The organism is Streptomyces sp. NPDC031497 (assembly GCF_055580905.1).
The window spans coordinates 302,337-324,827 of the sequence record NZ_JBVIKO010000005.1 but is presented as its reverse complement, the minus strand read 5'-3'; the positions used below and the strand labels follow the sequence as shown (position 1 = coordinate 324,827).

Annotated in this window: 21 protein-coding genes; 20 read left to right on the top strand and 1 reads right to left on the bottom strand. The window is 70.6% G+C overall.

The features are described from left to right. Window positions 1-324 precede the first annotated feature (324 nt). From ACZ5K7_RS12865 to ACZ5K7_RS12770, 20 genes are all read left to right on the top strand, one after another. Entirely contained in the window at window positions 325-2,091 is a 1,767-nt protein-coding gene (locus ACZ5K7_RS12865) for a DUF5941 domain-containing protein (RefSeq protein WP_351705520.1), read from the top strand. Beyond that, window positions 2,088-2,840: a phosphocholine cytidylyltransferase family protein gene (locus ACZ5K7_RS12860; protein ID WP_351705523.1), complete on the top strand. Its 753-nt coding sequence runs from the start codon at window positions 2,088-2,090 to the stop codon at window positions 2,838-2,840. Before ACZ5K7_RS12865 ends, ACZ5K7_RS12860 begins: the two co-directional genes overlap by 4 nt. Beyond that, a complete protein-coding gene (locus ACZ5K7_RS12855) occupies window positions 2,828-3,889 on the top strand; it encodes an iron-containing alcohol dehydrogenase family protein (RefSeq protein WP_351705526.1) in 1,062 nt (353 codons plus the stop codon). Before ACZ5K7_RS12860 ends, ACZ5K7_RS12855 begins: the two co-directional genes overlap by 13 nt. Window positions 3,890-3,902: 13 nt before the next feature. Then, a complete protein-coding gene (locus ACZ5K7_RS12850; RefSeq protein ID WP_351705529.1) occupies window positions 3,903-4,646 on the top strand; it encodes a CDP-alcohol phosphatidyltransferase family protein in 744 nt (247 codons plus the stop codon). A gap of 8 nt (window positions 4,647-4,654) precedes the next feature. Then, on the top strand, window positions 4,655-5,527 hold the full coding sequence (locus ACZ5K7_RS12845; RefSeq protein ID WP_351705815.1) for a glycosyltransferase family 2 protein: 873 nt from the start codon (window positions 4,655-4,657) through the stop codon (window positions 5,525-5,527). Between the two features lie 150 nt (window positions 5,528-5,677). Then, the gene (locus ACZ5K7_RS12840; protein ID WP_468912991.1) at window positions 5,678-6,607 is read left to right on the top strand and encodes an ABC transporter permease; all 930 of its coding nucleotides are present in this window, start codon (window positions 5,678-5,680) and stop codon (window positions 6,605-6,607) included. Further along, the gene (locus ACZ5K7_RS12835) at window positions 6,600-7,403 is read left to right on the top strand and encodes an ABC transporter ATP-binding protein (RefSeq protein ID WP_351705534.1); all 804 of its coding nucleotides are present in this window, start codon (window positions 6,600-6,602) and stop codon (window positions 7,401-7,403) included. Before ACZ5K7_RS12840 ends, ACZ5K7_RS12835 begins: the two co-directional genes overlap by 8 nt. 359 nt (window positions 7,404-7,762) lie before the next feature. After that, window positions 7,763-8,665: a squalene synthase HpnC gene (hpnC, locus tag ACZ5K7_RS12830; protein ID WP_468912988.1), complete on the top strand. Its 903-nt coding sequence runs from the start codon at window positions 7,763-7,765 to the stop codon at window positions 8,663-8,665. Further along, the gene (hpnD, locus tag ACZ5K7_RS12825) at window positions 8,662-9,615 is read left to right on the top strand and encodes a presqualene diphosphate synthase HpnD (RefSeq protein WP_351705540.1); all 954 of its coding nucleotides are present in this window, start codon (window positions 8,662-8,664) and stop codon (window positions 9,613-9,615) included. Before hpnC ends, hpnD begins: the two co-directional genes overlap by 4 nt. Beyond that, on the top strand, window positions 9,615-9,755 hold the full coding sequence (locus ACZ5K7_RS12820; protein WP_468912985.1) for a DUF6380 family protein: 141 nt from the start codon (window positions 9,615-9,617) through the stop codon (window positions 9,753-9,755). Before hpnD ends, ACZ5K7_RS12820 begins: the two co-directional genes overlap by 1 nt. Beyond that, window positions 9,752-11,173, top strand: coding sequence for a hydroxysqualene dehydroxylase HpnE (gene hpnE, locus ACZ5K7_RS12815; protein ID WP_351705546.1), 1,422 nt, complete (start codon window positions 9,752-9,754; stop codon window positions 11,171-11,173). The genes ACZ5K7_RS12820 and hpnE overlap by 4 nt, the downstream gene beginning before the upstream one ends. Then, complete coding sequence (locus ACZ5K7_RS12810; protein WP_468912983.1) at window positions 11,173-12,300, top strand: polyprenyl synthetase family protein; 1,128 nt, start codon at window positions 11,173-11,175, stop codon at window positions 12,298-12,300. The genes hpnE and ACZ5K7_RS12810 overlap by 1 nt, the downstream gene beginning before the upstream one ends. Window positions 12,301-12,417: 117 nt before the next feature. Continuing rightward, window positions 12,418-14,409: a squalene--hopene cyclase gene (gene shc / locus ACZ5K7_RS12805; RefSeq protein ID WP_351705552.1), complete on the top strand. Its 1,992-nt coding sequence runs from the start codon at window positions 12,418-12,420 to the stop codon at window positions 14,407-14,409. Next, entirely contained in the window at window positions 14,410-15,051 is a 642-nt protein-coding gene (locus ACZ5K7_RS12800; protein WP_351705555.1) for a phosphorylase family protein, read from the top strand. A gap of 5 nt (window positions 15,052-15,056) precedes the next feature. Beyond that, complete coding sequence (gene hpnH, locus ACZ5K7_RS12795) at window positions 15,057-16,079, top strand: adenosyl-hopene transferase HpnH (protein WP_351705558.1); 1,023 nt, start codon at window positions 15,057-15,059, stop codon at window positions 16,077-16,079. Window positions 16,080-16,083: 4 nt separating this feature from the next. Continuing rightward, window positions 16,084-17,241, top strand: a complete 1,158-nt coding sequence (gene ispG, locus ACZ5K7_RS12790; RefSeq protein WP_351705560.1) for a flavodoxin-dependent (E)-4-hydroxy-3-methylbut-2-enyl-diphosphate synthase — start codon at window positions 16,084-16,086, stop codon at window positions 17,239-17,241. A gap of 27 nt (window positions 17,242-17,268) precedes the next feature. Then, window positions 17,269-19,302, top strand: a complete 2,034-nt coding sequence (dxs, locus tag ACZ5K7_RS12785; protein WP_450973047.1) for a 1-deoxy-D-xylulose-5-phosphate synthase — start codon at window positions 17,269-17,271, stop codon at window positions 19,300-19,302. After that, window positions 19,299-20,684 (top strand): aspartate aminotransferase family protein, encoded by a 1,386-nt coding sequence (locus tag ACZ5K7_RS12780; protein WP_468912978.1) that lies wholly within the window; start codon window positions 19,299-19,301, stop codon window positions 20,682-20,684. The genes dxs and ACZ5K7_RS12780 overlap by 4 nt, the downstream gene beginning before the upstream one ends. 120 nt (window positions 20,685-20,804) lie before the next feature. Beyond that, window positions 20,805-21,428 carry a helix-turn-helix domain-containing protein gene (locus ACZ5K7_RS12775; protein WP_468912976.1) on the top strand — a complete coding sequence of 208 codons (624 nt, stop codon included), beginning with the start codon at window positions 20,805-20,807 and terminating at the stop codon, window positions 21,426-21,428. Then, a complete protein-coding gene (locus ACZ5K7_RS12770; RefSeq protein WP_123972047.1) occupies window positions 21,425-21,547 on the top strand; it encodes a DUF6126 family protein in 123 nt (40 codons plus the stop codon). Before ACZ5K7_RS12775 ends, ACZ5K7_RS12770 begins: the two co-directional genes overlap by 4 nt. 22 nt (window positions 21,548-21,569) lie before the next feature. Here ACZ5K7_RS12770 and ACZ5K7_RS12765 read toward each other — a convergent pair whose 3' ends face one another. Further along, window positions 21,570-22,367 (bottom strand): tyrosine-protein phosphatase, encoded by a 798-nt coding sequence (locus ACZ5K7_RS12765; protein WP_468912974.1) that lies wholly within the window; start codon window positions 22,365-22,367, stop codon window positions 21,570-21,572. Window positions 22,368-22,491 lie beyond the last annotated feature (124 nt).

Below are 22,491 nucleotides of genomic sequence, written 5' to 3'. Positions count from 1 at the left end.
TCCCAGGTCAGGGCACCCTCAGTTGCCCGTCGTGAGCGGGCGGCCATCCCGGGTGGCCGGTCGGCGTCCGTCCGTGCCGCAGGAGGCCATGTCCTCAATGCCCGTTCTGTCGGCGCGGTTTGTGGGCCGGGGCCCGGATCACGGATGATGATCTCGGCAAAGGCCGGGGCAGAGTGGGTCGTCCGCGCCGTGAACGGCCGGTGAACAAGCATTCCTCACCATCGGATAGCCTCTGCCGAATGCCGCCCGGGGGCCACCAGGCACACCGCGCCCCACCACGCAGTAGACCGGCGCCGTGCGCCGGCACCCAGGGAGTGAGTTCGGTTGCCGACCGCCATCGTCACCGGCCAGCCGGTCCCCGGATCGTCGTTGGAGAGCGATCTGCGGGCGCTCGGCTTCGAGGTGCGCACGGCCTCGGACAGCGCCGACACCGCGGCCCTCCTCGCGGCCGTGCCCGCCGACCGGCGGGTCGCCGTCGTCGACGCCCGCTTCGTCGGCCATGTACACGCCCTGCGCCTCGGCCTCACCGACCCGCGCTTCCCGCTCGCCGCGATCCCCGGCGCCGTCACCGCCCAGCCGGCCGGGCGTCAGGCGCTGAGCGGGGCGCTGGCCCGGGAGGCCGCCGGCGGCGGCACCGACCTGGCCGTCGACGGCCTCGTCACCGCCCTGGACGCGGACGTACACCGCCCCGAGCTGGGCAGTCTGGTCGCCGCCGTCCCCGCCGACCCGCAGGCCCGCAACGAGGCACGGCAGGCCGTCGCCGCCGTCGACGACGAGGCCGTACGCCTGAAGTCGGCCGTGAAGTCCCGTGACGGCTTCTTCACCACCTTCTTCATCAGCCCCTACTCCCGCTACCTCGCCCGCTGGTGCGCCCGGCGCGGTCTGACCCCCAACCAGGTCACCACCGCCTCCCTGCTCACCGCCCTGATCGCGGCGGGCTGCGCGGCCACCGGCACCCGCGCCGGGTTCGTCGCGGCGGGCGTGCTGCTCATCGCGTCCTTCGTCCTGGACTGCACCGACGGCCAGCTCGCCCGCTACTCCCTGCAGTACTCCACGCTCGGCGCCTGGCTGGACGCCACCTTCGACCGGGCCAAGGAGTACGCCTACTACGCCGGCCTCGCCCTCGGCGCGGCCCGGGGCGGCGACGACGTATGGGCCCTCGCCCTCGGCGCGATGATCCTGCAGACCTGCCGGCACGTGGTCGACTTCTCCTTCAACGAGGCCAACCACGACGCCACCGCCAACACCAGCCCCACCGCGGCCCTCTCCGACAAGCTCGACAGCGTCGGCTGGACGGTCTGGGTGCGCCGGATGATAGTCCTGCCCATCGGCGAACGATGGGCACTGATAGCCGTCCTGACCGCGGTGACGACCCCGCGGATCACCTTCTACGTGCTGCTGGTCGGCTGCGCCCTCGCGGCGACCTACACCACGGCCGGGCGGGTGCTGCGCTCGCTGACCCGGAAGGCGAAGCGAACCGACCGGGCGGCGCAGGCGCTCGCCGACCTGGCCGACAACGGCCCCCTCGCGGGATTCGTGTCCCGCACCGGCGGGCGTACCCCGCTCGGCCAACCGCTCGTGCTGGCGCTCGCCGGAGTGGCGGTTCTCACCGCCTCCCTTCTCTCCGGGGTGACCTGGGCGCCGGTCGTGGGCGCCTTCGTCTACGCCGTCGCCTCCGGCCGGGCCCTGGCCGGCCCCCTCAAGGGCGCCCTGGACTGGCTGGTCCCGCCCCTGTTCCGGGCCGCCGAATACGGCACCGTTCTCGTCCTCGCAAGCAAATCCGGGGTGAACGGAACCCTTCCCGCGGCTTTCGGGCTGGTGGCCGCCGTCGCCTACCATCACTACGACACGGTGTACCGCATCCGCGGTGACGCCGGGGCGCCGCCGGCCTGGCTGGTACGTGCCGTCGGGGGGCAGGAGGGGCGGACGCTGCTGGTCACCGTGGTGGCCGCGGTGCTCACCGCCGCGCAGTTCAAGGTCGCGCTCACGGTCCTGGCCGTGGTCGTGGCCGGGCTGGTGCTCGTCGAGAGCATCCGCTTCTGGGCGTCCGCAGGGGCGCCCGCCGTACACGATGAAGGAGAACCCGCATGATCGGCCTCGTGCTGGCGGCCGGCGCCGGACGGCGTCTGCGCCCCTACACCGACAGCCTGCCCAAGGCGCTGGTGCCGGTGGGGCCTGCCGGGATAGAGGACTCGATCACGGTGCTCGACCTGACCCTCGGCAACTTCGCCGAGATCGGCCTGACCGAGGTCGCGATCATCGTCGGCTACCGCAAGGAGGCCGTGTACGAGCGCAAGGCGGCCCTGGAGGCGAAGTACGGCCTCAAGCTCACCCTCATCGACAACGACAAGGCCGAGGAGTGGAACAACGCCTACTCCCTGTGGTGCGGCCGTGACGTCCTCAAGGACGGCGTGATCCTCGCCAACGGCGACACCGTGCACCCGGTCTCCGTCGAGAAGACGCTGCTCGCCGCCCGCGGCGAGGGCAAGAGGATCATCCTGGCGCTGGACACGGTCAAGGACCTCGCCGACGAGGAGATGAAGGTCGTCGTCGGCGCCGGCCAGGGCATGACGAAGATCACCAAGCTGATGGACCCCGCCGAGGCCACCGGCGAGTACATCGGCGTCACCCTCATCGAGGGCGACGCGGCCCCCGAGCTCGCCGACGCGCTCAGGACGGTCTGGGAGAGCGACCCGCAGCAGTTCTACGAGCACGGCTACCAGGAGCTGGTCAACCGCGGCTTCCGGATCGACGTGGCCCCCATCGGCGACATCCGGTGGGTCGAGATCGACAACCACGACGATCTGGCCCGGGGACGGGAGATCGCGTGCCAGTACTGACCAGGCTGATCCCCTCGCCGGTCGTCGTCGACATCCGCCCGGGTGCCCTCGACGACCTCGCGAGCGTGCTCGCCGACGAGCGCATCTCGCACTCCGGCCGGCTCGCCGTCGCCGTCAGCGGCGGCTCCGGCACCAAGCTGCGCGAGCGCGTCTCGCCGAGCCTGCCCGGTGCCACCTGGTACGAGGTCGGCGGCGGCACCCTCGACGACGCGATCCGGCTGGCCGGCGAGATCAAGGCAGGCCGCTACGACGCGGTCGTCGGCCTCGGCGGCGGCAAGATCATCGACTGTGCCAAGTTCGCGGCCGCGCGGGTGGGCCTGCCCCTGGTCGCCGTGCCGACGAACCTCGCGCACGACGGTCTGTGCTCGCCGGTCGCCACCCTCGACAACGACGCGGGCCGCGGCTCGTACGGCGTGCCCAACCCGATCGCGGTCGTCATCGACCTCGACGTCATCCGAGAGGCCCCGGCACGCTTCGTGCGCTCCGGCATCGGGGACGCCGTCTCCAACATCTCGGCGATCGCGGACTGGGAACTGTCCCACCGCGTCAACGGCGAGAAGATCGACGGTCTGGCGGCCGCCATGGCCCGGCAGGCCGGCGAGGCGGTGCTGCGCCACCCCGGCGGCATCGGGGAGAACGACTTCCTCCAGGTGCTCGCCGAGGCGCTGGTGCTCAGCGGTATCGCCATGTCGGTGTCGGGCGACTCCCGCCCGTCCTCCGGCGCCTGCCACGAGATCAACCACGCCTTCGACCTGCTGTTCCCGAGGCGTGCCGCCAGCCATGGCGAGCAGTGCGGGCTCGGCGCGGCCTTCGCGATGTACCTGCGCGGAGCCCACGAGCAGTCCGTGTACATGGCCGATGTGCTGCGCCGGCACGGACTGCCGGTGCTGCCGGAGGAGATCGGCTTCACCGTGGACGAGTTCGTCCGGGTCGTGGAGTTCGCCCCGGAGACCCGGCCCGGCCGTTACACCATCCTCGAACACCTCGACCTCAAGACCCACCAGATCAAGGACTTCTACGTCGACTATGTCAAGGCCATCGGTAGCTGAACTCCGTCCGGTCGTGCACCCCGCAGGGGTCAAGGACCGGCGCAGCGGTGAGCACTGGATGGGGCGCCTCTACATGCGTGAGGTGTCCCTGCGGGTGGACCGCTACCTGGTGAACACCAGGGTCACGCCCAACCAGCTCACGTATCTGATGACCGTCTTCGGCGTGCTCGCGGCCCCGGCCCTGCTGGTGCCGGGGATCACGGGCGCCGTGCTCGGCGTGGTCTGCGTCCAGATGTACCTGCTCCTTGACTGCGTCGACGGCGAGGTCGCGCGCTGGAAGCAGCAGTACTCGCTGGGCGGGGTCTATCTCGACCGGGTGGGGGCGTATCTGACCGACGCGGCCGTTCTTGTCGGGCTCGGGCTGCGCGCCGCCGACCTGTTCGGCAGCGGCCGTATCGACTGGCTGTGGGCCTTCCTCGGCACCCTGGCCGCGCTCGGCGCCATCCTGATCAAGGCCGAGACCGACCTGGTGGGCGTCGCCCGGCACCAGGCCGGACTGCCGGTGGTCAAGGAGGCCGCCGCCGAGATGCGGTCCTCCGGGATGGCACTGGCCCGGCGCGCCGCCGCCCTGCTCAGGTTCCACCGGCTGATCCTCGGCATCGAGGCCTCCCTGCTGATCCTGGCCCTCGCCATCGTCGACCAGGTCCGGGGCGACCTCTTCTTCACCCGCCTGGGCACCGCCGTGCTCGCCGGGATCGCGCTGCTGCAGACCCTGCTGCACCTGGTCTCGGTCCTCGCGTCGAGCAGGCTGCGGTGAGCGCCGGGCTGAAGGTCGGCGCGGTCGTCATCACCATGGGCAACCGCCCCGACGAACTGCGCGCCCTCCTCGACTCGGTCGCCAAGCAGGACGGCGACCGGGTCGAGGTGGTCGTCGTCGGCAACGGCTCGCCCGTCCCGGAGGTCCCGGACGGCGTCCGCACCATGGAACTGCCCGAGAACCTCGGGATCCCCGGCGGCCGCAACGTCGGCATAGAGGCCTTCGGCCCCAGCGGTCGCGATGTCGACATACTGCTCTTCCTGGACGACGACGGACTGCTCGCCGAGCACGACACCGCCGAGCTGTGCCGGCAGGCCTTCGCGGCCGACCAGCGGCTCGGCATCATCAGCTTCCGCATCGCCGACCCGGAGACCGGGCAGACCCAGCGCCGGCACGTGCCCAGGCTCCGGGCCGCCGACCCGATGCGCTCCTCGCGGGTCACCACCTTCCTCGGCGGTGCCAACGCCGTCCGCACCCAGGTCCTCGCCGAGGTCGGCGGGCTGCCGGACGAGTTCTTCTACGCCCATGAGGAGACCGACCTGGCCTGGCGGGCCCTGGACGCCGGCTGGATGATCGACTACCGCTCCGACATGGTCCTGAACCACCCCACCACCGCGCCCTCCCGGCACGCGGTCTACCACCGGATGGTCGCCCGCAACCGGGTGTGGCTGGCGCGCCGCAACCTGCCCGCCCCCCTGGTCCCCGTCTACCTCGGGGTGTGGATGCTGCTGACCCTGGTGCGCCGCCCCTCGCGCCCGGCCCTGCACGCCTGGTTCGCCGGCTTCCGGGAGGGCTGGACCACCCCGTGCGGACCCCGTCGGCCCATGCGGTGGCGCACCGTGTGGAAGCTCACGCGACTGGGCCGGCCCCCGGTGATCTGAGAAGCTCGAAGGTGCGTGTCCGCGTGCCCGGCGCGCGGACATCCCCGGAAACGTGTCCCATGGCGGATACGTGTCACCTCCGGTAGCACAATTTCGTAAGACGAAGACAAGACGAACGTAAGACGAATCTGAGGACGAAGGCTTCCACCCTTGAGTGAGACAACGCATGACGTCGGAATCGCGGTGAGCGCGGTGCCGTCGCCCGACGAGGGCCTCACGGCGGCGCAGCTGGCCGCCAAGTACGGGCTCACGGTGAGCGGCGCACGTCCCTCGCTCGTCGAGTACGTACGCCAGCTCTGGGGACGCAGGCACTTCGTCCTCGCCTTCTCGCAGGCGAAGCTCACCGCCCAGTACAGCCAGGCCAAGCTCGGCCAGCTCTGGCAGGTGGCCACGCCGCTGCTGAACGCGGCCGTGTACTACTTCATCTTCGGTGTCATCCTGCATGCCAGCCGCGGGATGTCGCAGGACATCTACATCCCGTTCCTGGTCACCGGCGTCTTCACGTTCACGTTCACACAGAGTTCGATCATGACGGGCGTCCGGGCGATCTCCGGCAACCTCGGCCTGGTGCGAGCGCTGCACTTCCCGCGCGCCTCGCTGCCGATCTCCTTCGCGCTCCAGCAGCTCCAGCAACTGCTGTTCTCGATGATCGTCATGATCGCCGTGGTGGTCGGGTTCGGGAGCCGTCCGGGCCTGTCCTGGGTGCTGGTCGTCCCGGTCCTGGCCCTGCTGTTCCTCTTCAACACCGGTCTGGCCATGATCGTGGCCAGGCTGGGCGCCAAGACGCCGGACCTGGCCCAGCTGCTGCCGTTCGTCCTGCGCACCTGGATGTACATGTCCGGTGTGATGTTCTCGATCACCAAGATGATGGAGGGCCGGCCGGAGTGGGCGCGCACCCTCCTCCAGGTGAACCCCGCCACCGTCTACATGGACCTGATGCGCTTCGCCCTCATCGACGGCTATGGCGCCTCGAACCTCCCGCCGCACGTGTGGGCCGTCGCCCTGTCCTGGGCGCTGGTCGTCTTCGCCGGCGGGTTCGTGTACTTCTGGAAGGCGGAGGAGCGGTACGGCCGTGGCTGAGCTGAACGACGCGGAGCAGAGCCAGGGGGAGCGGATCCCCACCGTCATCGCGGAGGACGTGCACATCGTCTACCGCGTCCACGGCGCCAAGTCCGGCAAGGGCAGCGCGACGGCCGCCCTCAGCCGCATCGTCAGACGCGGCTCCGACGACACGGCCCGGGGCGTCCGCAAGGTGCACGCCGTGCGCGGGGTCTCCTTCGTCGCCTACCGGGGCGAGGCGATCGGCCTGATCGGCTCGAACGGCTCCGGCAAGTCCACCCTGCTGCGGGCCATCGCCGGCCTGCTGCCCGCCGAGCGGGGCAGGGTCTACACCAACGGGCAGCCCTCGCTGCTCGGTGTCAACGCGGCCCTGATGAACGACCTCACCGGCGAGCGCAACGTCATCCTCGGCGGCCTCGCCATGGGCATGTCCCGCGAGGAGATCAAGGAGCGTTACCAGGAGATCGTCGACTTCTCCGGCATCAACGAGAAGGGCGACTTCATCACCCTGCCGATGCGGACCTACTCCTCCGGCATGGCGGCCCGGCTGCGGTTCTCCATCGCCGCCGCCAAGGACCACGACGTCCTCATGATCGACGAGGCGCTGGCCACCGGTGACGCGTCCTTCCGCAAGCGTTCCGAGGACCGGATCCGCGAACTGCGCCGGCACGCGGGCACCGTATTTCTGGTCAGTCACAACAACAAGTCGATTCGCGACACCTGTGACCGGGTCCTGTGGCTGGAGCGCGGTGAGCTGCGCATGGACGGCCCGACCGAAGAGGTGCTCAAGGAGTACGAGAAGTTCACGGGCAAGTAGCCCAGTAGTCGCCGGGCCCCGCCGGAACCTTTCCGGCGGGGCCCGGCGTCTGCAAAGGAAACGTCAACTCCGGGCCGCCCAAGGAATCTTGAAGCCAATCGGTGTGTTGTTGTGATCTGCGGGACACCCCGACGAACCTCGATGCGTTGTACAACGTAAGCTGTACCGGTCCCGGAAAGCGGCAAGTGGGGCGATAATGCGCGACACCGTCGGCCGGGCCGCCCCGTGGATTGCTGGGCGGCGTGTCCGAAATAGTGTGTATTGGGTCGGCAGTGTAGAACGGGAGATGTGACGGCAATGGCTACGGAAACTCCCCAGCTCAACGCAGGCCACGCCGTCCTGGCCCCGGGCAGCGAACGGTGACGGCGACCGCCCCGGCGCGCACCGGAGACGCCGAGCGAGGCACCCTGGACAAGGCCGCGGACGAGAACTTCCCGGTGGCCCCGTTCTTCCTGCCGAGGGCCTGGCGTGACGACCTGATGGCGGTGTACGGCTTCGCCCGTCTCGTCGACGACATCGGCGACGGCGACCTGGCCCCCGGCGGCGCCGACGCCCGGCTGCTCGGTGTGTCCCCCGAGGAGGCCGAAAACCGCCTGGTCTTCCTGGACGCCTTCGAGGCCGACCTGGGCCGCGTCTTCGACGGCACCCCGCGCCACCCCCTGCTGCGCCGCCTCCAGCTCACGGTTCGCCGCCGGGACCTGGCCCCCGAGCCGTTCCTCGGGCTGATCGCCGCCAACCGCCAGGACCAGCTCGTCAAGCGGTACGAGACCTACGACGACCTGCTCGCCTACTGCGAGCTGTCCGCCAACCCCGTCGGCCGCCTGGTCCTCGCCGTCACCGGCACCTCGACCCCCGAGCGGATCCGCCTCTCGGACGCGATCTGTACCGCACTCCAGATCGTCGAACACCTCCAGGACGTGGCCGAAGACCTCGGCCGCGACCGGATTTATCTGCCCGCCGTGGATATGAAGCGCTTTCATGTCCAGGAGGCGGATCTCGCCAGGAAAACCGCGGGCGCATCGGTGCGTGCTCTGGTTGCATACGAAGCACAACGCGCCCGCGATCTCCTGAATGAAGGCGCCCCCCTGGTGGGTAGCGTCCACGGCAGGTTGAAGCTGCTGCTCGCGGGGTTCGTGGCGGGGGGAAGGGCGGCGATCGCTGCGATCGCCGCCGCCGAATACGACGTACTTCCCGGCCCGCCCAAGCCCGGCAAGGGCCGGTTGCTGCGTGAGGTGGGCGTGACTCTGCGAGGAGAGGGGTGATCCGGACCGTGGACTCTCCCACACCTGTGTCCGCGCCGGTACTCGCCGCCTACAGCTACTGCGAGACCGTCACCGGACAGCAGGCACGGAACTTCGCCTACGGCATCAGGCTGCTGCCTGCGCCCAAGCGGCGCGCCATGTCGGCGCTCTACGCCTTTTCCCGGCGCGTCGACGACATCGGCGACGGCGTGCTGGCCGACGACGTGAAGGCGGCCCGGCTGGAGGACACCCGGGCGCTGCTCGCCCGGGTCCAGGACGGCGCGGTCGACGAGGACGACACCGACCCGGTCGCGGTCGCCCTCGCGCACGCTGCCCAGGCCTTCCCGATCCCGCTGGGCGGCCTGGACGAGCTGATCGACGGTGTGCTGATGGACGTACGCGGCGAGACCTACGAGACATGGGACGACCTCAAGGTCTACTGCCGCTGCGTGGCCGGCGCGATCGGCCGGCTCTCGCTCGGTGTGTTCGGCACCGAACCGGGGGCGCGCGGTGCCGAGCGCGCGCCGGAGTATGCCGACACGCTCGGGCTCGCGCTCCAGCTCACCAACATCCTCCGGGACATCCGTGAGGACGCCGGGAACGGCCGTATCTACCTGCCCGGCGACGATCTCGCCAAGTTCGGCTGCGCGGCCGGGTTCCACGGGCCGACCCCGCCGGCGGGCTCGGACTTCGCGGGCCTGGTGCACTTCGAAGTCCGGCGCGCCCGGGCCCTGTTCGCCGAGGGCTACCGGCTGCTGCCCATGCTCGACCGGCGCAGCGGCGCCTGTGTCGCCGCCATGGCCGGCATCTACCGCCGGCTGCTCGACCGCATCGAGCGGGAACCGGATGCGGTGTTGCGCGGCCGGGTCTCGCTGCCCGGACGCGAGAAGGCGTACGTCGCCGTACGCGGCCTGTCCGGGCTCGACACCCGGCGCCACACGTCCCGCCGGACCGTCAGGAGGCGCGCCTGATGGACAAAGTGGGCCAAGCTGACCCCACCGGAGAAAAACGGCAGGCAACCCTCCGGTGCGGCGCGGCGTCCCTGACTGCGACGGCCCGCCCTGCCCCGTTCCACCGGCACGGCGGGCGGGCAGGGGAGGCGGCACGATGACCGACGGCACGCGATCCGAACGGACGCACGACGACATCCCGTCCGGGCGCACCGCCGTCGTGATCGGCGGCGGCCTGGCCGGCGTCACGGCCGCGCTGGCACTCGCCGACGCGGGGATGCACGTCACCCTGCTCGAAGGCAGGCCGCGTCTCGGCGGGCTCGCCTTCTCCTTCCAGCGCGGAGACCTGACCGTCGACAACGGCCAGCATGTGTACCTGCGTTGCTGCACGGCCTACCGCTGGTTCCTCGACCGTATCGAGGGCGCGGCGCTGGCACCGCTCCAGGACCGGCTCGACGTGCCCGTGCTCGACCTCGCGAAACCCGAGGGGCGCCGGCTCGGCAGGCTCCGCCGGGATCCCCTGCCGGTGCCCCTGCACCTGGGGCGCAGCCTCGCCGCCTACCCGCATCTCTCGCTCGCCGAGCGCGCCAGAGTAGGCCAAGCCGCTCTCGCCCTCCGAGCACTCGATCTCGACGATCCCTCGCTCGACGCACAGGACTTCGGCAGCTGGCTGGCTGCCCGAGGCCAGTCGGCGCGGGCCATCGAGGCACTGTGGGACCTGGTGGGGGTCGCCACCCTCAACGCGGTGGCCCAGGACGCCTCCCTGGCGCTCGCCGCGATGGTGTTCAAGACCGGTCTGCTGTCCGACCCGGGCGCGGCCGACATCGGCTGGGCCCATGTGCCGCTGGGTGAACTGCACGACCGGCTGGCCCGCAAGGCGCTCGACTCCGCGGGCGTGCGCACCGAACTCCGTACACGCGTCACCTCCGTCTCCACTAACGAGAACGGGACGTGGAGCGTTCAGGTTCCCGGGGAGACGCTCACCGCCGACACCGTGGTGCTCGCCGTGGCCCAGCGCGAGGCGTACGACCTGCTGCCCGAGGGCGCCCTCGACGCCCCGGAGAACCTGCTGGAGATCGGCACCGCGCCGATCCTCAACGTCCATGTGGTCTACGACCGTACGGTGCTCACCAAGCCGTTCTTCGCGGCCCTGGGCACCCCGGTCCAGTGGGTGTTCGACCGCACCCACGCCTCCGGGCTGCGTGAGGGCCAGTACCTCGCACTGTCCCAGTCGGCCGCCCAGGACGAGATCGACGCACCCGTGGCCGTCCTGCGCGAGCGCTATCTGCCCGAACTGGAACGGCTGTTGCCCGGCGCGCGCGGCGCCGGGGTCAAGGACTTCTTCGTGACCCGGGAGCGCACCGCGACCTTCGCCCCCACCCCCGGCGTCGGGCGGCTGCGGCCCGGCGCCCGCACCAAGGCACCCGGTCTCTACCTGGCCGGAGCGTGGACCGCCACAGGGTGGCCCGCGACCATGGAGAGTGCGGTCCGCAGCGGTGTGAACGCGGCCGACGCCGCGCTGCGCACCCTGGGCCGGCCCCGCCCCCGTCACCTCTTCGAGTTCGAGGAGGCGGCCTGATGCTCGATCAGCAGGCGGCAGGCCCCCGCACCCCCGGTACCGCAACAAGAGGAGAAACTGTGCCCACTGTGCCCCCGGCCGAGACGGCTGCCGACGCGGTGGACGTGACCGCGCTCCTGGAGCGCGGCCGGACCCTTGCCAACCCGGTACTGAAGGCGGCCGTCGACCGCCTGGCACCCCCCATGGACACCGTGGCCGCCTACCACTTCGGCTGGATCGACGCCGAGGGCAACCCCGCCGACGGCGACGGCGGCAAGGCCGTACGGCCCGCGCTCGCCGTGCTCTCCGCCGAGGTCACCGGCGCCGCCCCCGAGGTCGGCATCCCCGGAGCCGTCGCCGTCGAACTCGTCCACAACTTCTCGCTGCTGCACGACGACCTGATGGACGGCGACGAACAGCGCCGCCACCGTGACACCGTCTGGAAGGTGCACGGCCCCGCCCAGGCCATCCTGGTCGGCGACGCCCTGTTCGCCCTCGCCAACGAGGTGCTGCTGGAACTCGGCAGCGCCGAGGCCGGCCGCGCCACCCGCCGGCTCACCACCGCCACCCGCGCCCTGATCGACGGCCAGGCACAGGACATCTCCTACGAGCACCGCGACCGGGTCAGCGTCGAGGAGTGCCTGGAGATGGAGGGCAACAAGACCGGCGCCCTGCTGGCCGCCTCCAGTTCCATCGGCGCGGTGCTCGGCGGCGCCGACGACCGCACCGCCGACACCCTGGAGAAGTACGGCTACCACCTCGGCCTCGCCTTCCAGGCCGTCGACGACCTCCTCGGCATCTGGGGCGACCCGGACGCCACCGGCAAGCAGACCTGGAGCGACCTGCGCCAGCGCAAGAAGTCCCTGCCGGTCGTCGCCGCGCTCGCGGCGGGCGGACCCGCCTCCGAGCGGCTCGGCGAGATCCTCGCCGCCGACGCCAAGAGCAGCGACTTCGAGAACTTCTCCGAGGAGGAGTTCGCCGCCCGCGCCGCCCTCATCGAGGAGGCCGGCGGCCGTGAGTGGACCGCCGAAGAGGCGCGTCGTCAGCACACCATCGCCATCGAGGCCCTGCACGCCGTCGACATGCCCGACCTGGTCCGGGCACAGTTCACGGCGCTCGCGGACTTCGTCGTCGTACGAAAGAGATGATCACTATCGGTCGAATAGTCCTCGCGTAGTCGCCGGCCGGTGCGAGCGCGCAAGCAGCACCGGCCGACGGCGGACCCACAGCAGAACGATTTCGCACGACTGCACGAAGGGGAAGCCATGACAGCGACGACCGACGGAAGCACCGGGGCCACCCTGCCGCCCCGCGCTGCCGCGGCCAGCACCGACCTCACCACCCCCGCGACGGCCGGGGTACAAGAAGCCGCCGAACGCGCCGTGAGGCGTGCCACCGACCATCTGCTCGCCCGGCAGGACGCGCAGGGCTGGTGGAAAGGTGACCTGGAGACCAACGTCACCATGGACGCCGAGGATCTGCTGCTCCGTCAGTTCCTCGCCATCCGCGACGAGGCCACGACGGCCGCCGCCGCGCTCTTCATCCGCGGCGAGCAACGCGAGGACGGCACCTGGGCCACCTTCTACGGCGGCCCGGGCGAACTCTCCACCACCATCGAGGCGTACGTCGCCCTGCGGCTGGCCGGGGACGCTCCCGAGGCGCCCCACATGGCGAAGGCGTCGGCCTGGATCCGTGAGCGCGGCGGGATCGCCGCCGCCCGGGTGTTCACCCGGATCTGGCTGGCCCTGTTCGGCTGGTGGAAGTGGGAGGACCTGCCCGAACTCCCGCCGGAGCTCCTGTACTTCCCCAAGTGGTTCCCGCTCAGCATCTACAACTTCGGCCAGTGGGCCCGGCAGACCATCGTGCCGCTCACCGTCGTCTCGGCCAAACGCCCGGTGCGCCCCGCTCCCTTCCCGCTGGACGAGCTCCACACCGACCCGGCCGATCCCAACCCGCCGCAGCCCCTTGCACCGGTGGCCAGTTGGGAGGGCGTCTTCCAACGGCTCGACAAGGTTGTCCGCGGCTACCGCAAGGTCGCGCTGCGCCGGCTGCGCGGCTCCGCCCTGAACGCCGCCGGCCGCTGGATCGTCGAGCGCCAGGAGAACGACGGCGCCTGGGGCGGCATCCAGCCGCCGGCCGTGTACTCGGTGATCGCCCTGCACCTGCTCGGCTACGACCTGGAACACCCCGTGATGCGCGCGGGCCTTGAGTCGCTGGATCGTTACGCCGTATGGCGCGAGGACGGCGCCCGGATGATCGAGGCCTGCCAGTCCCCGGTGTGGGACACCTGTCTGGCGGCCATTGCCCTGGCCGACGCCGGCCTGCCCGACGACCACCCACAACTGGTCAAGGCCGCCGACTGGATGCTCGGCGAGCAGATCGTGCGGCCCGGTGACTGGTCCGTGAAGCGGCCCCAGCTCCCGCCGGGCGGCTGGGCGTTCGAGTTCCACAACGACAACTACCCCGACATCGACGACACCGCGGAGGTGGTGCTCGCGCTGCGCCGGATCAGGCACCACGATCCCGAGCGGATGGAGAAGGCCATCGGGCGCGGGGTGCGCTGGAACCTCGGCATGCAGTCGAAGAACGGCGCCTGGGGCGCCTTCGACGTCGACAACACCAGCCCGTTCCCCAACCGGCTGCCGTTCTGCGACTTCGGCGAGGTCATCGACCCGCCCTCGGCCGACGTCACCGCGCACGTCGTGGAGATGCTCGCCTTCGAGGGCATGTCCCACGATCCGCGCACCCGGCGCGGCATCGAGTGGCTGCTGGCCGAACAGGAGCCGGACGGCTCGTGGTTCGGGCGCTGGGGCGTCAACTACGTCTACGGAACCGGCTCCGTGGTGCCCGCGCTCGTCGCGGCCGGGCTGCCCGCCTCGCATCCGGCGATCGGGCGTGCGGTGACCTGGCTGGAGCGGGTCCAGAACGAGGACGGCGGCTGGGGCGAGGACCTGCGCTCCTACAAGTACGCCGGTGAATGGAGCGGGCGCGGCGCCTCCACCGCCTCCCAGACCGCGTGGGCGCTGATGGCGCTGCTCGCGGCGGGGGAGAAGGACTCCAAGGCCGTCGAGCGGGGCGTGCGGTGGCTCGCCGAGACCCAACGGGAGGACGGCTCCTGGGACGAGCCGTACTTCACCGGCACCGGCTTCCCCTGGGACTTCTCCATCAACTACCACCTCTACCGGCAGGTCTTCCCACTCACCGCGCTCGGCCGTTACGTCCACGGCGAGCCCATGCCCGAGGCCGAGAGGAGCTGAATGAGTACCACGCCCGCTCCGGCTCCGCTGCTGATCGCCTGCGCGCTCGGCATCGAGCATCTGGCCCTGCGCGCCGGCGAACGCGGCGGCGCGGGCGGGCCGGTCACCGTGCTGCGCACCGGCATGGGCCCCAGGGCGGCGGAACGGTCCGTCACCCGGGTCCTGGCCGACCCGGCGCTCGCCGGTGCCGCCGTCCTGGCCACCGGCTTCTGCGCGGGACTCGCTCCCGGGATGCACCCCGGCGACCTGGTCGTCGCCGAGGAGACCCGGGACCCGAGCGGCAGCGTCCCCTGCGTCGCCACCGAACTCCTCGTGAAAGAACTGGTGCGGACCGTACCCGGCCGCACTGTCCACACCGGCCCCGTCACCGGCTCCGACCACGTCGTCCGCGGTCACGAACGGTCCGATCTGCTCGCGACCGGCGCAATCGCGGTCGACATGGAGTCGGCGGCCACCCTCCTGAGCGCCGTGCGGGCGGGCGAGCGCCCGGTTGCGGCCGTCAGGGTGGTCGTGGACGCTCCTGAACATGAACTCGTCCGGATCGGCACGGTGCGCGGTGGAATATCTGCTTTCCGCGTTCTTCGATCCGTTCTTCCTGCTTTTTTCGAATGGCACCGTTCTTTGCTGCTCCCCCGGAGGTGAGCCAGATGGCCATGCCGCTGCGTCAGTCCATCAAGGTCGCGACTTACTTGGCTGAACAGAAGCTCCGCAAGCGGGACAAGTTCCCACTGATCGTGGAGCTCGAACCCCTCTTCGCCTGCAACCTGAAGTGCGAGGGCTGCGGCAAGATCCAGCACCCGGCAGGTGTGCTCAAGCAGCGCATGCCGGTCGCGCAGGCCGTCGGGGCGGTGTTGGAGTCCGGTGCGCCGATGGTGTCCATCGCGGGCGGCGAGCCGCTGATGCACCCTCAGATCGACGAGATCGTGCGGCAGCTGGTGGCGAAGAGGAAATACGTCTTCCTCTGCACCAACGCCATGCTGCTGCGCAAGAAGATGGACAAGTTCACACCCTCTCCCTACTTCGCCTTCGCGGTGCACATCGACGGGCTGCGCGAGCGGCACGACGAGTCCGTGGCGAAGGAGGGCGTGTTCGACGAGGCGGTGGCGGCCATGAAGGAGGCCAAGCGGCGCGGCTTCCGGGTGACCACCAACTCGACCTTCTTCAACACCGACACCCCGCAGACCATCATCGAGGTGCTCAACTTCCTCAACGACGACCTCAAGGTCGACGAGATGATGATCTCGCCCGCCTACGCCTACGAAAAGGCCCCCGACCAGGAGCACTTCCTCGGCGTGGCGCAGACCCGCGAGCTGTTCAAGAAGGCCTTCGCGGGCGGCAACCGGCGCAAGTGGCGGCTCAACCACTCCCCGCTCTTCCTGGACTTCCTGGAGGGCAAGGTCGACTTCCCGTGCACGGCCTGGGCGATCCCGAACTACTCGCTCTTCGGCTGGCAGCGCCCCTGCTACCTGATGAGCGACGGGTACGTGCCGACGTACCGCGAACTCATCGAGGAGACCGACTGGGACAAGTACGGCCGCGGCAAGGACCCGCGCTGCGCCAACTGCATGGCGCACTGCGGCTACGAGCCCACCGCCGTCCTCGCCACCATGGGGTCCCTCAAGGAGTCGCTCCGCGCGGTGCGCGAGACGGTCTCCGGAAACCGGGAGTAGCACGATGACCGCCATCTCCTTGGGAGTCCCCGAGGTACCGGCCCGGCCGATCGCCGAGCGGCGCGTGTCGCGGCAGATCCATGTCGGGCCGGTGGCGGTCGGGGGCGGCGCCCCGGTGTCGGTGCAGTCGATGACGACGACCCGCACCTCGGACATCGGCGCCACCCTCCAGCAGATCGCCGAACTCACCGCGTCCGGCTGCCAGATCGTCCGCGTCGCCTGCCCCACGCAGGACGACGCGGACGCCCTGGCGACCATCGCGAAGAAGTCCCAGATCCCGGTGATCGCGGACATCCACTTCCAGCCGAAGTACGTGTTCGCGGCGATCGAGGCCGGCTGTGCCGCGGTCCGGGTCAACCCCGGCAACATCAAGAAGTTCGACGACCAGGTGCGGGAGATCGCGCGGGCCGCGAAGGACCACGGCACGCCGATCCGGATCGGGGTCAACGCCGGCTCGCTCGACCGGCGGCTCCTGGAGAAGTACGGCAAGGCGACCCCGGAGGCGCTCGTGGAGAGCGCTCTGTGGGAGGCCTCGCTCTTCGAGGAGCACGACTTCCGGGACATCAAGATCTCCGTCAAGCACAACGACCCGGTCGTGATGATCGAGGCGTACCGGCAGCTGGCCGCCCAGTGCGACTACCCGTTGCACCTCGGCGTCACGGAGGCAGGCCCGGCCTTCCAGGGCACGATCAAGTCGGCGGTCGCCTTCGGCGCGCTGCTCTCCCAGGGCATCGGCGACACCATCCGGGTCTCCCTGTCCGCCCCGCCCGCCGAGGAGGTCAAGGTCGGCATCCAGATCCTGGAGTCCCTGAACCTCAAGCAGCGGCGCCTGGAGATCGTCTCCTGCCCGTCCTGCGGGCGCGCCCAGGTCGACGTCTACAAGCTGGCGGACGAGGTCACGGCCGGTCTGGACGGCATGGAGGTGCCGCTGCGCGTCGCCGTCATGGGATGCGTGGTCAACGGCCCCGGCGAGGCACGGGAGGCCGACCTCGGCGTCGCCTCCGGCAACGGCAAGGGCCAGATCTTCGTCAAGGGCGAGGTCATCAAGACCGTCCCCGAGTCGAAGATCGTGGAGACCCTCATCGAGGAAGCGATGAAGATCGCCGAGCAGATGGAGCAGGACGGCGCCGGGTCCGGAGCACCCGCCGTCACCGTGAGCTGAACAGCACGGACCGAGAGGGGGCCGAGCGTGACGATTCTGGAGACCATCCGGGGACCACGCGACCTGAAGGCGCTGTCCGAGGCGGAACTTCACGAACTGTCGGAAGAAATACGTGAGTTCCTGGTGCACGCGGTCGCCAGGACCGGCGGTCACCTCGGCCCCAACCTGGGCGTCGTGGAACTGACCGTCGCACTGCACCGGGTCTTCGAGTCCCCGGTCGACCGCATCCTGTGGGACACCGGCCACCAGAGCTATGTGCACAAGCTGCTGACGGGACGTCAGGACTTCTCCAAGCTGCGCGGCAAGGGCGGCCTGTCCGGGTATCCCTCGCGGGAGGAGTCCGAGCACGACATCATCGAGAACAGCCACGCCTCCACCGCGCTCGGCTGGGCCGACGGCCTGGCCAAGGCCCGCCAGGTGCAGGGGGAGAAGGGCCATGTCGTCGCGGTGATCGGCGACGGCGCGCTGACCGGCGGGATGGCCTGGGAGGCGCTCAACAACATCGCGGCCGCCAAGGACCGGCCGCTGATCATCGTCGTCAACGACAACGAGCGGTCCTACGCCCCCACGATCGGCGGGCTCGCCAACCATCTCGCCACGCTGCGGACGACCGACAGCTACGAGAGGGTGCTGGCCTGGGGCAAGGACGTACTCATGCGCACCCCGCTCGTGGGCAACACCCTCTACGAGTCCCTGCACGGCGCCAAGAAGGGCTTCAAGGACGCCTTCGCCCCACAGGGCATGTTCGAGGACCTGGGCCTCAAGTACGTCGGCCCCATCGACGGCCACGACATCAGGGCGGTCGAGTCGGCGCTCAGGCGCGCCAAACGTTTCCACGGTCCCGTGCTGGTCCACTGCCTCACCGAGAAGGGGCGCGGCTACGAGCCCGCGCTCGCCCACGAGGAGGACCACTTCCACACCGTCGGCGTGATGGACCCGCTCACCTGCGAGCCGCTCGCGCCGTCCAACGGACCTTCCTGGACCTCGGTGTTCGGAGACGAGATCGTCCGGATCGGCGAGGAACGCGACGACGTCGTGGCGATCACCGCGGCCATGCTGCACCCGGTCGGCCTCGGCAAGTTCGCCGCGCGCTTCCCCGACCGGGTCTGGGACGTCGGCATCGCCGAGCAGCACGCGGCCGTCTCGGCGGCCGGCCTGGCGACCGGCGGGCTGCACCCGGTCGTGGCCGTCTACGCCACGTTCTTGAATCGCGCCTTCGACCAGTTGTTGATGGACGTGGCGCTGCACCGCTGCGGGGTGACGTTCGTCCTGGACCGGGCGGGCGTCACCGGTGTCGACGGTGCCTCCCACAACGGCATGTGGGACATGTCCGTGCTCCAGGTGGTCCCGGGCCTGCGGATCGCGGCCCCGCGCGACGCCGAACAGCTGCGCCTCCAGCTGCGCGAGGCGGTCGCCGTGGACGACGCGCCCACGCTGGTGCGGTTCCCGAAGGAGTCGGTGGGCCCGGAGATCCCGGCCGTCGACCGGATCGGCGGCCTCGACGTCCTGCACCGCGACGAGGACGCGCAAGTGCTGCTGGTCGCGGTCGGCGTGATGGCGCCGGTCTGCCTTCAGGCCGCGGAGCTGCTGGCCGCCCGGGGTATCGGCTGCACGGTGGTGGACCCCCGGTGGGTCAAGCCCGTGGATCCCGCGCTGCCGGTTCTGGCGGCCCAGCACGAGCTGGTGGCCGTCGTCGAGGACAACAGTCGGGCGGCGGGCGTCGGGGCGGCGGTCTCGCTCGCGCTCGGCGACGCCGAAGTGGACGTACCGGTACGGAGGTTCGGGATTCCGGAGCAGTTCCTGGCGCACGCCAAGCGGGGGGAGGTGCTGGCCGACATCGGGCTGACGCCGGTGGAGATCGCGGGGCGGATCGGAGCGAGCCTCGCGGGGCGGGGGGCCGACGCCAAGGGGGGTGCCATGGGGGGTCGTGTGGCGGGTGCGGCGGCGTCTGGGCTGGTCGCGCCCCGTGGCGGCAGCCGCAAATCGATGCCTCCCGCGCCCCGACGGGGCGCCTCAGCCGAGGGCGCTGTCATCGACGGCGCTGTCAAGGAGAAAGAATGAGTACGGAGTTCGACCTCGGTGCGCTGCTCGCCGAGCGTGGTGGTGAGCGGTACGAGCTGCACAGCAAGTACCTCAACCACCAGCTCCCGCGCATGCTGCACACCATCGGCTTCGACAAGGTCTACGAGCGTGCCGAGGGTGCCCACTTCTGGGACGCGGACGGTAACGACTACCTGGACATGCTCGCCGGATTCGGGGTGATGGGCCTGGGACGCCACCACCCCGTCGTCCGCAAGGCCCTGCACGACGTCCTGGACGCGCAGCTGGCCGACCTCACCCGCTTCGACTGCCAGCCGCTGCCCGGACTGCTCGCCGAGCGGCTCCTCGCCCACAGCCCGCACCTGGACCGGGTGTTCTTCGGCAACAGCGGCACCGAGGCGGTCGAGACCGCGCTGAAGTTCGCCCGCTTCGCCACCGGCAGACCCCGCGTCCTCTACTGCGACCACGCCTTCCACGGCCTGACCACCGGCTCGCTGTCGGTCAACGGTGAGGACGGCTTCCGGGACGGGTTCGCCCCGCTGCTGCCCGACACGGCCGTCCCCCTCGGCGACCTGGACGCGCTCGCCCGGGAGCTGAGGAAGGGCGATGTCGCCGCCCTGATCGTCGAGCCGATCCAGGGCAAGGGCGTGCACGAGGCGCCGCCCGGCTATCTGCGCGCCGCCCAGGAACTGCTGCGCAAGCACAAGGCGCTGCTGATCGCCGACGAGGTGCAGACCGGACTCGGCCGCACCGGCGACTTCTACGCCTACCAGCACGAGGACGGTGTCGAACCGGACCTGGTGTGCGTGGCCAAGGCACTGTCCGGCGGCTACGTCCCCGTGGGCGCGACCCTCGGCAAGGACTGGATCTTCAAGAAGGTCTACTCGTCCATGGACCGCGTCCTGGTCCACTCGGCGAGCTTCGGAGCCAACGCCCAGGCGATGGCGGCCGGCCTCGCGGTGCTCTCCGTCATGGAGAACGACCAGGTCGTCGCGGGCGCCCGGGTCGTGGGGGAGCAGCTCAAGTCCCGGCTCACCGCGCTGGTCGACAAGTACGAGCTGCTCGCCGACGTACGCGGCCGGGGCCTGATGATCGGCATCGAGTTCGGCCGGCCCAGCTCACTGAAGCTCCGCAGTCGCTGGACCATGCTCCAGGCCGCCCGCAAGGGCCTGTTCGCGCAGATGGTCGTCGTACCGCTGCTGCAGCGTCACCGGATCCTCACCCAGGTCTCCGGTGACCACCTGGAGGTCATCAAGCTCATCCCGCCGCTGATCGTCGACGAGTCGGACGTGGACCGCTTCGTGGCGGCCTTCACGGACGTGATGGACGACGCCCACAGCGGTGGCGGCCTGATGTGGGACTTCAGCAAGTCCCTCATCAAGCAGGCGGTGGCCAACCGCTGACGCCGAGCGGGGGCCTCCTGCGGGCGGCCCTCGGCCTCCTGCCTTCGCTCTCTTGCCTCCGGCTTTTGTCTCTGAGGCAAGAAATTTGCCGCTGAGGCAAGAGTCCGGCTCAATAGAGGCATGAACGCCTCAGATCCGGCGCCGTCCGCCGGTCCTGGCGACGACCTGCCCGCCGTCGCCCCGCAGCTGCGCTCCCTGCGCCGCCGTGCCGGCCTCACCCTGGAGGCCGCGGCCAGGGACGCCGGACTGTCGCCGGCCCACCTCTCCCGGCTGGAGACCGGGCAGCGCCAGCCCTCGTTGCCGATGCTGCTCTCGCTCGCCCGTGTCTACGGTACGACGGTTTCCGAGTTGCTCGGCGAGACGGTCGCCGACAAGGACGCGATCACGCGGACCGGGGACATGGACCCGACCAGGGCGGGCGGCTGGACGTACTGGCAGGCCGGGGCGTCCGGCCGCGGCATGCAGGCGCTGCGCGTCCGGGTGCCGTACGGCTCCCAGGGCGACATCGTGCGGGTGCATCCCGGCGAGGAGTGGCTGTACGTCCTGCACGGGCGGCTCCGGCTGCGCCTCGGTGACACCGCCCACGTGCTCGCGCCCGGCGACAGTGCCCACTTCGACTCGCTCACCCCGCACCGGCTCGCCGCCGAGGACCACGACGGGGTCGAGCTGCTGTTCGTCCACACCCTGCTGCAGAGTCCCCTGGCCGCGCTGTGCCTGGGGCCGATCACTGGAGAGCTGCCGTGAGCAACATCGAGGAGAAGTTCCCCCGGGCCCTGTGGGTCAGGCTGATCATCTACATCGCGGTCGGGCACGTCTTCGCCGCGTTCCTCTACCTGCTGTTCGCCGTCGGCGGCAAGGGCTGAGCGCCCCGGTCACCGCCCGGCCTCAGTCGAGGAGGCGCCCGCGCAGCCGCTCGCGGGTCTCCGGGGTGAGCTTCAGGCCCTGCTCCAGGTACGTGTCGACGTCACCCCACGTCTCCTCGACGCTCTCGAAGGCCGCCGTCAGATACTCCGCCCGGGCCTCGAAGAGCGGGCTCAGCAGCTCCATCACCTCGGGGCTGTACGCGCTGTCCCCGCCGCCGCTGCGGCGCACCTTGTAGCGGCGATGTCTGGCGTTGGACTCCAGGTAGTCGGCGAGGATCGCGTCCCGCTCCACGCCCACCGCGAGGAGCGTCACGGCTATGGAGACGCCCGCCCGGTCCTTGCCGGCCGCGCAGTGCATCAGCGCCGGGACGCTGTCCTCGGCGAGATCGTGCAGCACACGCGAGTGCTCCTCGGTACGGTCCCTGACGATCATGCGGTACGAGCTGACCATCCGGTTCGCGGCCTTGCCGTCGCCCAGCAGTCCGCGCAGCTGCTCGATGGCGCCCTCGCGGACCATCGTCCAGAACTCGGCGCCGTGCGCCGGGTCGGTCAGCGGCAGGTTCACGTTCCGCACGCCGGGGAGCTCGACGTCCGGGCCCTCCAGCTTCTGGTCGGCCGCGTTGCGGAAGTCGAAGATCGTGTGCAGGCCGAGGGAGGCGAGGAACTCCGCGTCCTGCTCCGTCGCGTGCGCCAGATGCCCGCTGCGGAACAGCACACCGTGCCGGACCCGGCGCCCGTCCACGGTCGGCAGGCCGCCCACGTCACGGAAGTTGCGCACACCGGTCAGCTCGGGCTCGGTCGACGGGACCTGCTGCGTCACGGGGGCTCCTCCCGGTCGGCCCCGTCGGCGCTGCTCGTCGACGGGCACTGGATCGACCATACGACATCGGTTTCCACGGGCAATGAGTTGTCCACAGGCGTTGCCTCCGGGGCCCGCGACCTTG

What these genes read in the sequence shown, in the direction of transcription:
- ACZ5K7_RS12860 (WP_351705523.1), top strand. Translation starts at nt 2,088, where the DNA reads ATGATCGGCCTCGTGCTGGCGGCCGGCGCCGGACGGCGTCTGCGCCCC.
- ACZ5K7_RS12820 (WP_468912985.1), top strand. Translation starts at nt 9,615, where the DNA reads ATGGACAAAGTGGGCCAAGCTGACCCCACCGGAGAAAAACGGCAGGCA.
- hpnE (WP_351705546.1), top strand. Translation starts at nt 9,752, where the DNA reads ATGACCGACGGCACGCGATCCGAACGGACGCACGACGACATCCCGTCC.
- ACZ5K7_RS12810 (WP_468912983.1), top strand. Translation starts at nt 11,173, where the DNA reads ATGCTCGATCAGCAGGCGGCAGGCCCCCGCACCCCCGGTACCGCAACA.
- shc (WP_351705552.1), top strand. Translation starts at nt 12,418, where the DNA reads ATGACAGCGACGACCGACGGAAGCACCGGGGCCACCCTGCCGCCCCGC.
- ACZ5K7_RS12800 (WP_351705555.1), top strand. Translation starts at nt 14,410, where the DNA reads ATGAGTACCACGCCCGCTCCGGCTCCGCTGCTGATCGCCTGCGCGCTC.
- hpnH (WP_351705558.1), top strand. Translation starts at nt 15,057, where the DNA reads ATGGCCATGCCGCTGCGTCAGTCCATCAAGGTCGCGACTTACTTGGCT.
- ispG (WP_351705560.1), top strand. Translation starts at nt 16,084, where the DNA reads ATGACCGCCATCTCCTTGGGAGTCCCCGAGGTACCGGCCCGGCCGATC.
- ACZ5K7_RS12780 (WP_468912978.1), top strand. Translation starts at nt 19,299, where the DNA reads ATGAGTACGGAGTTCGACCTCGGTGCGCTGCTCGCCGAGCGTGGTGGT.
- ACZ5K7_RS12775 (WP_468912976.1), top strand. Translation starts at nt 20,805, where the DNA reads ATGAACGCCTCAGATCCGGCGCCGTCCGCCGGTCCTGGCGACGACCTG.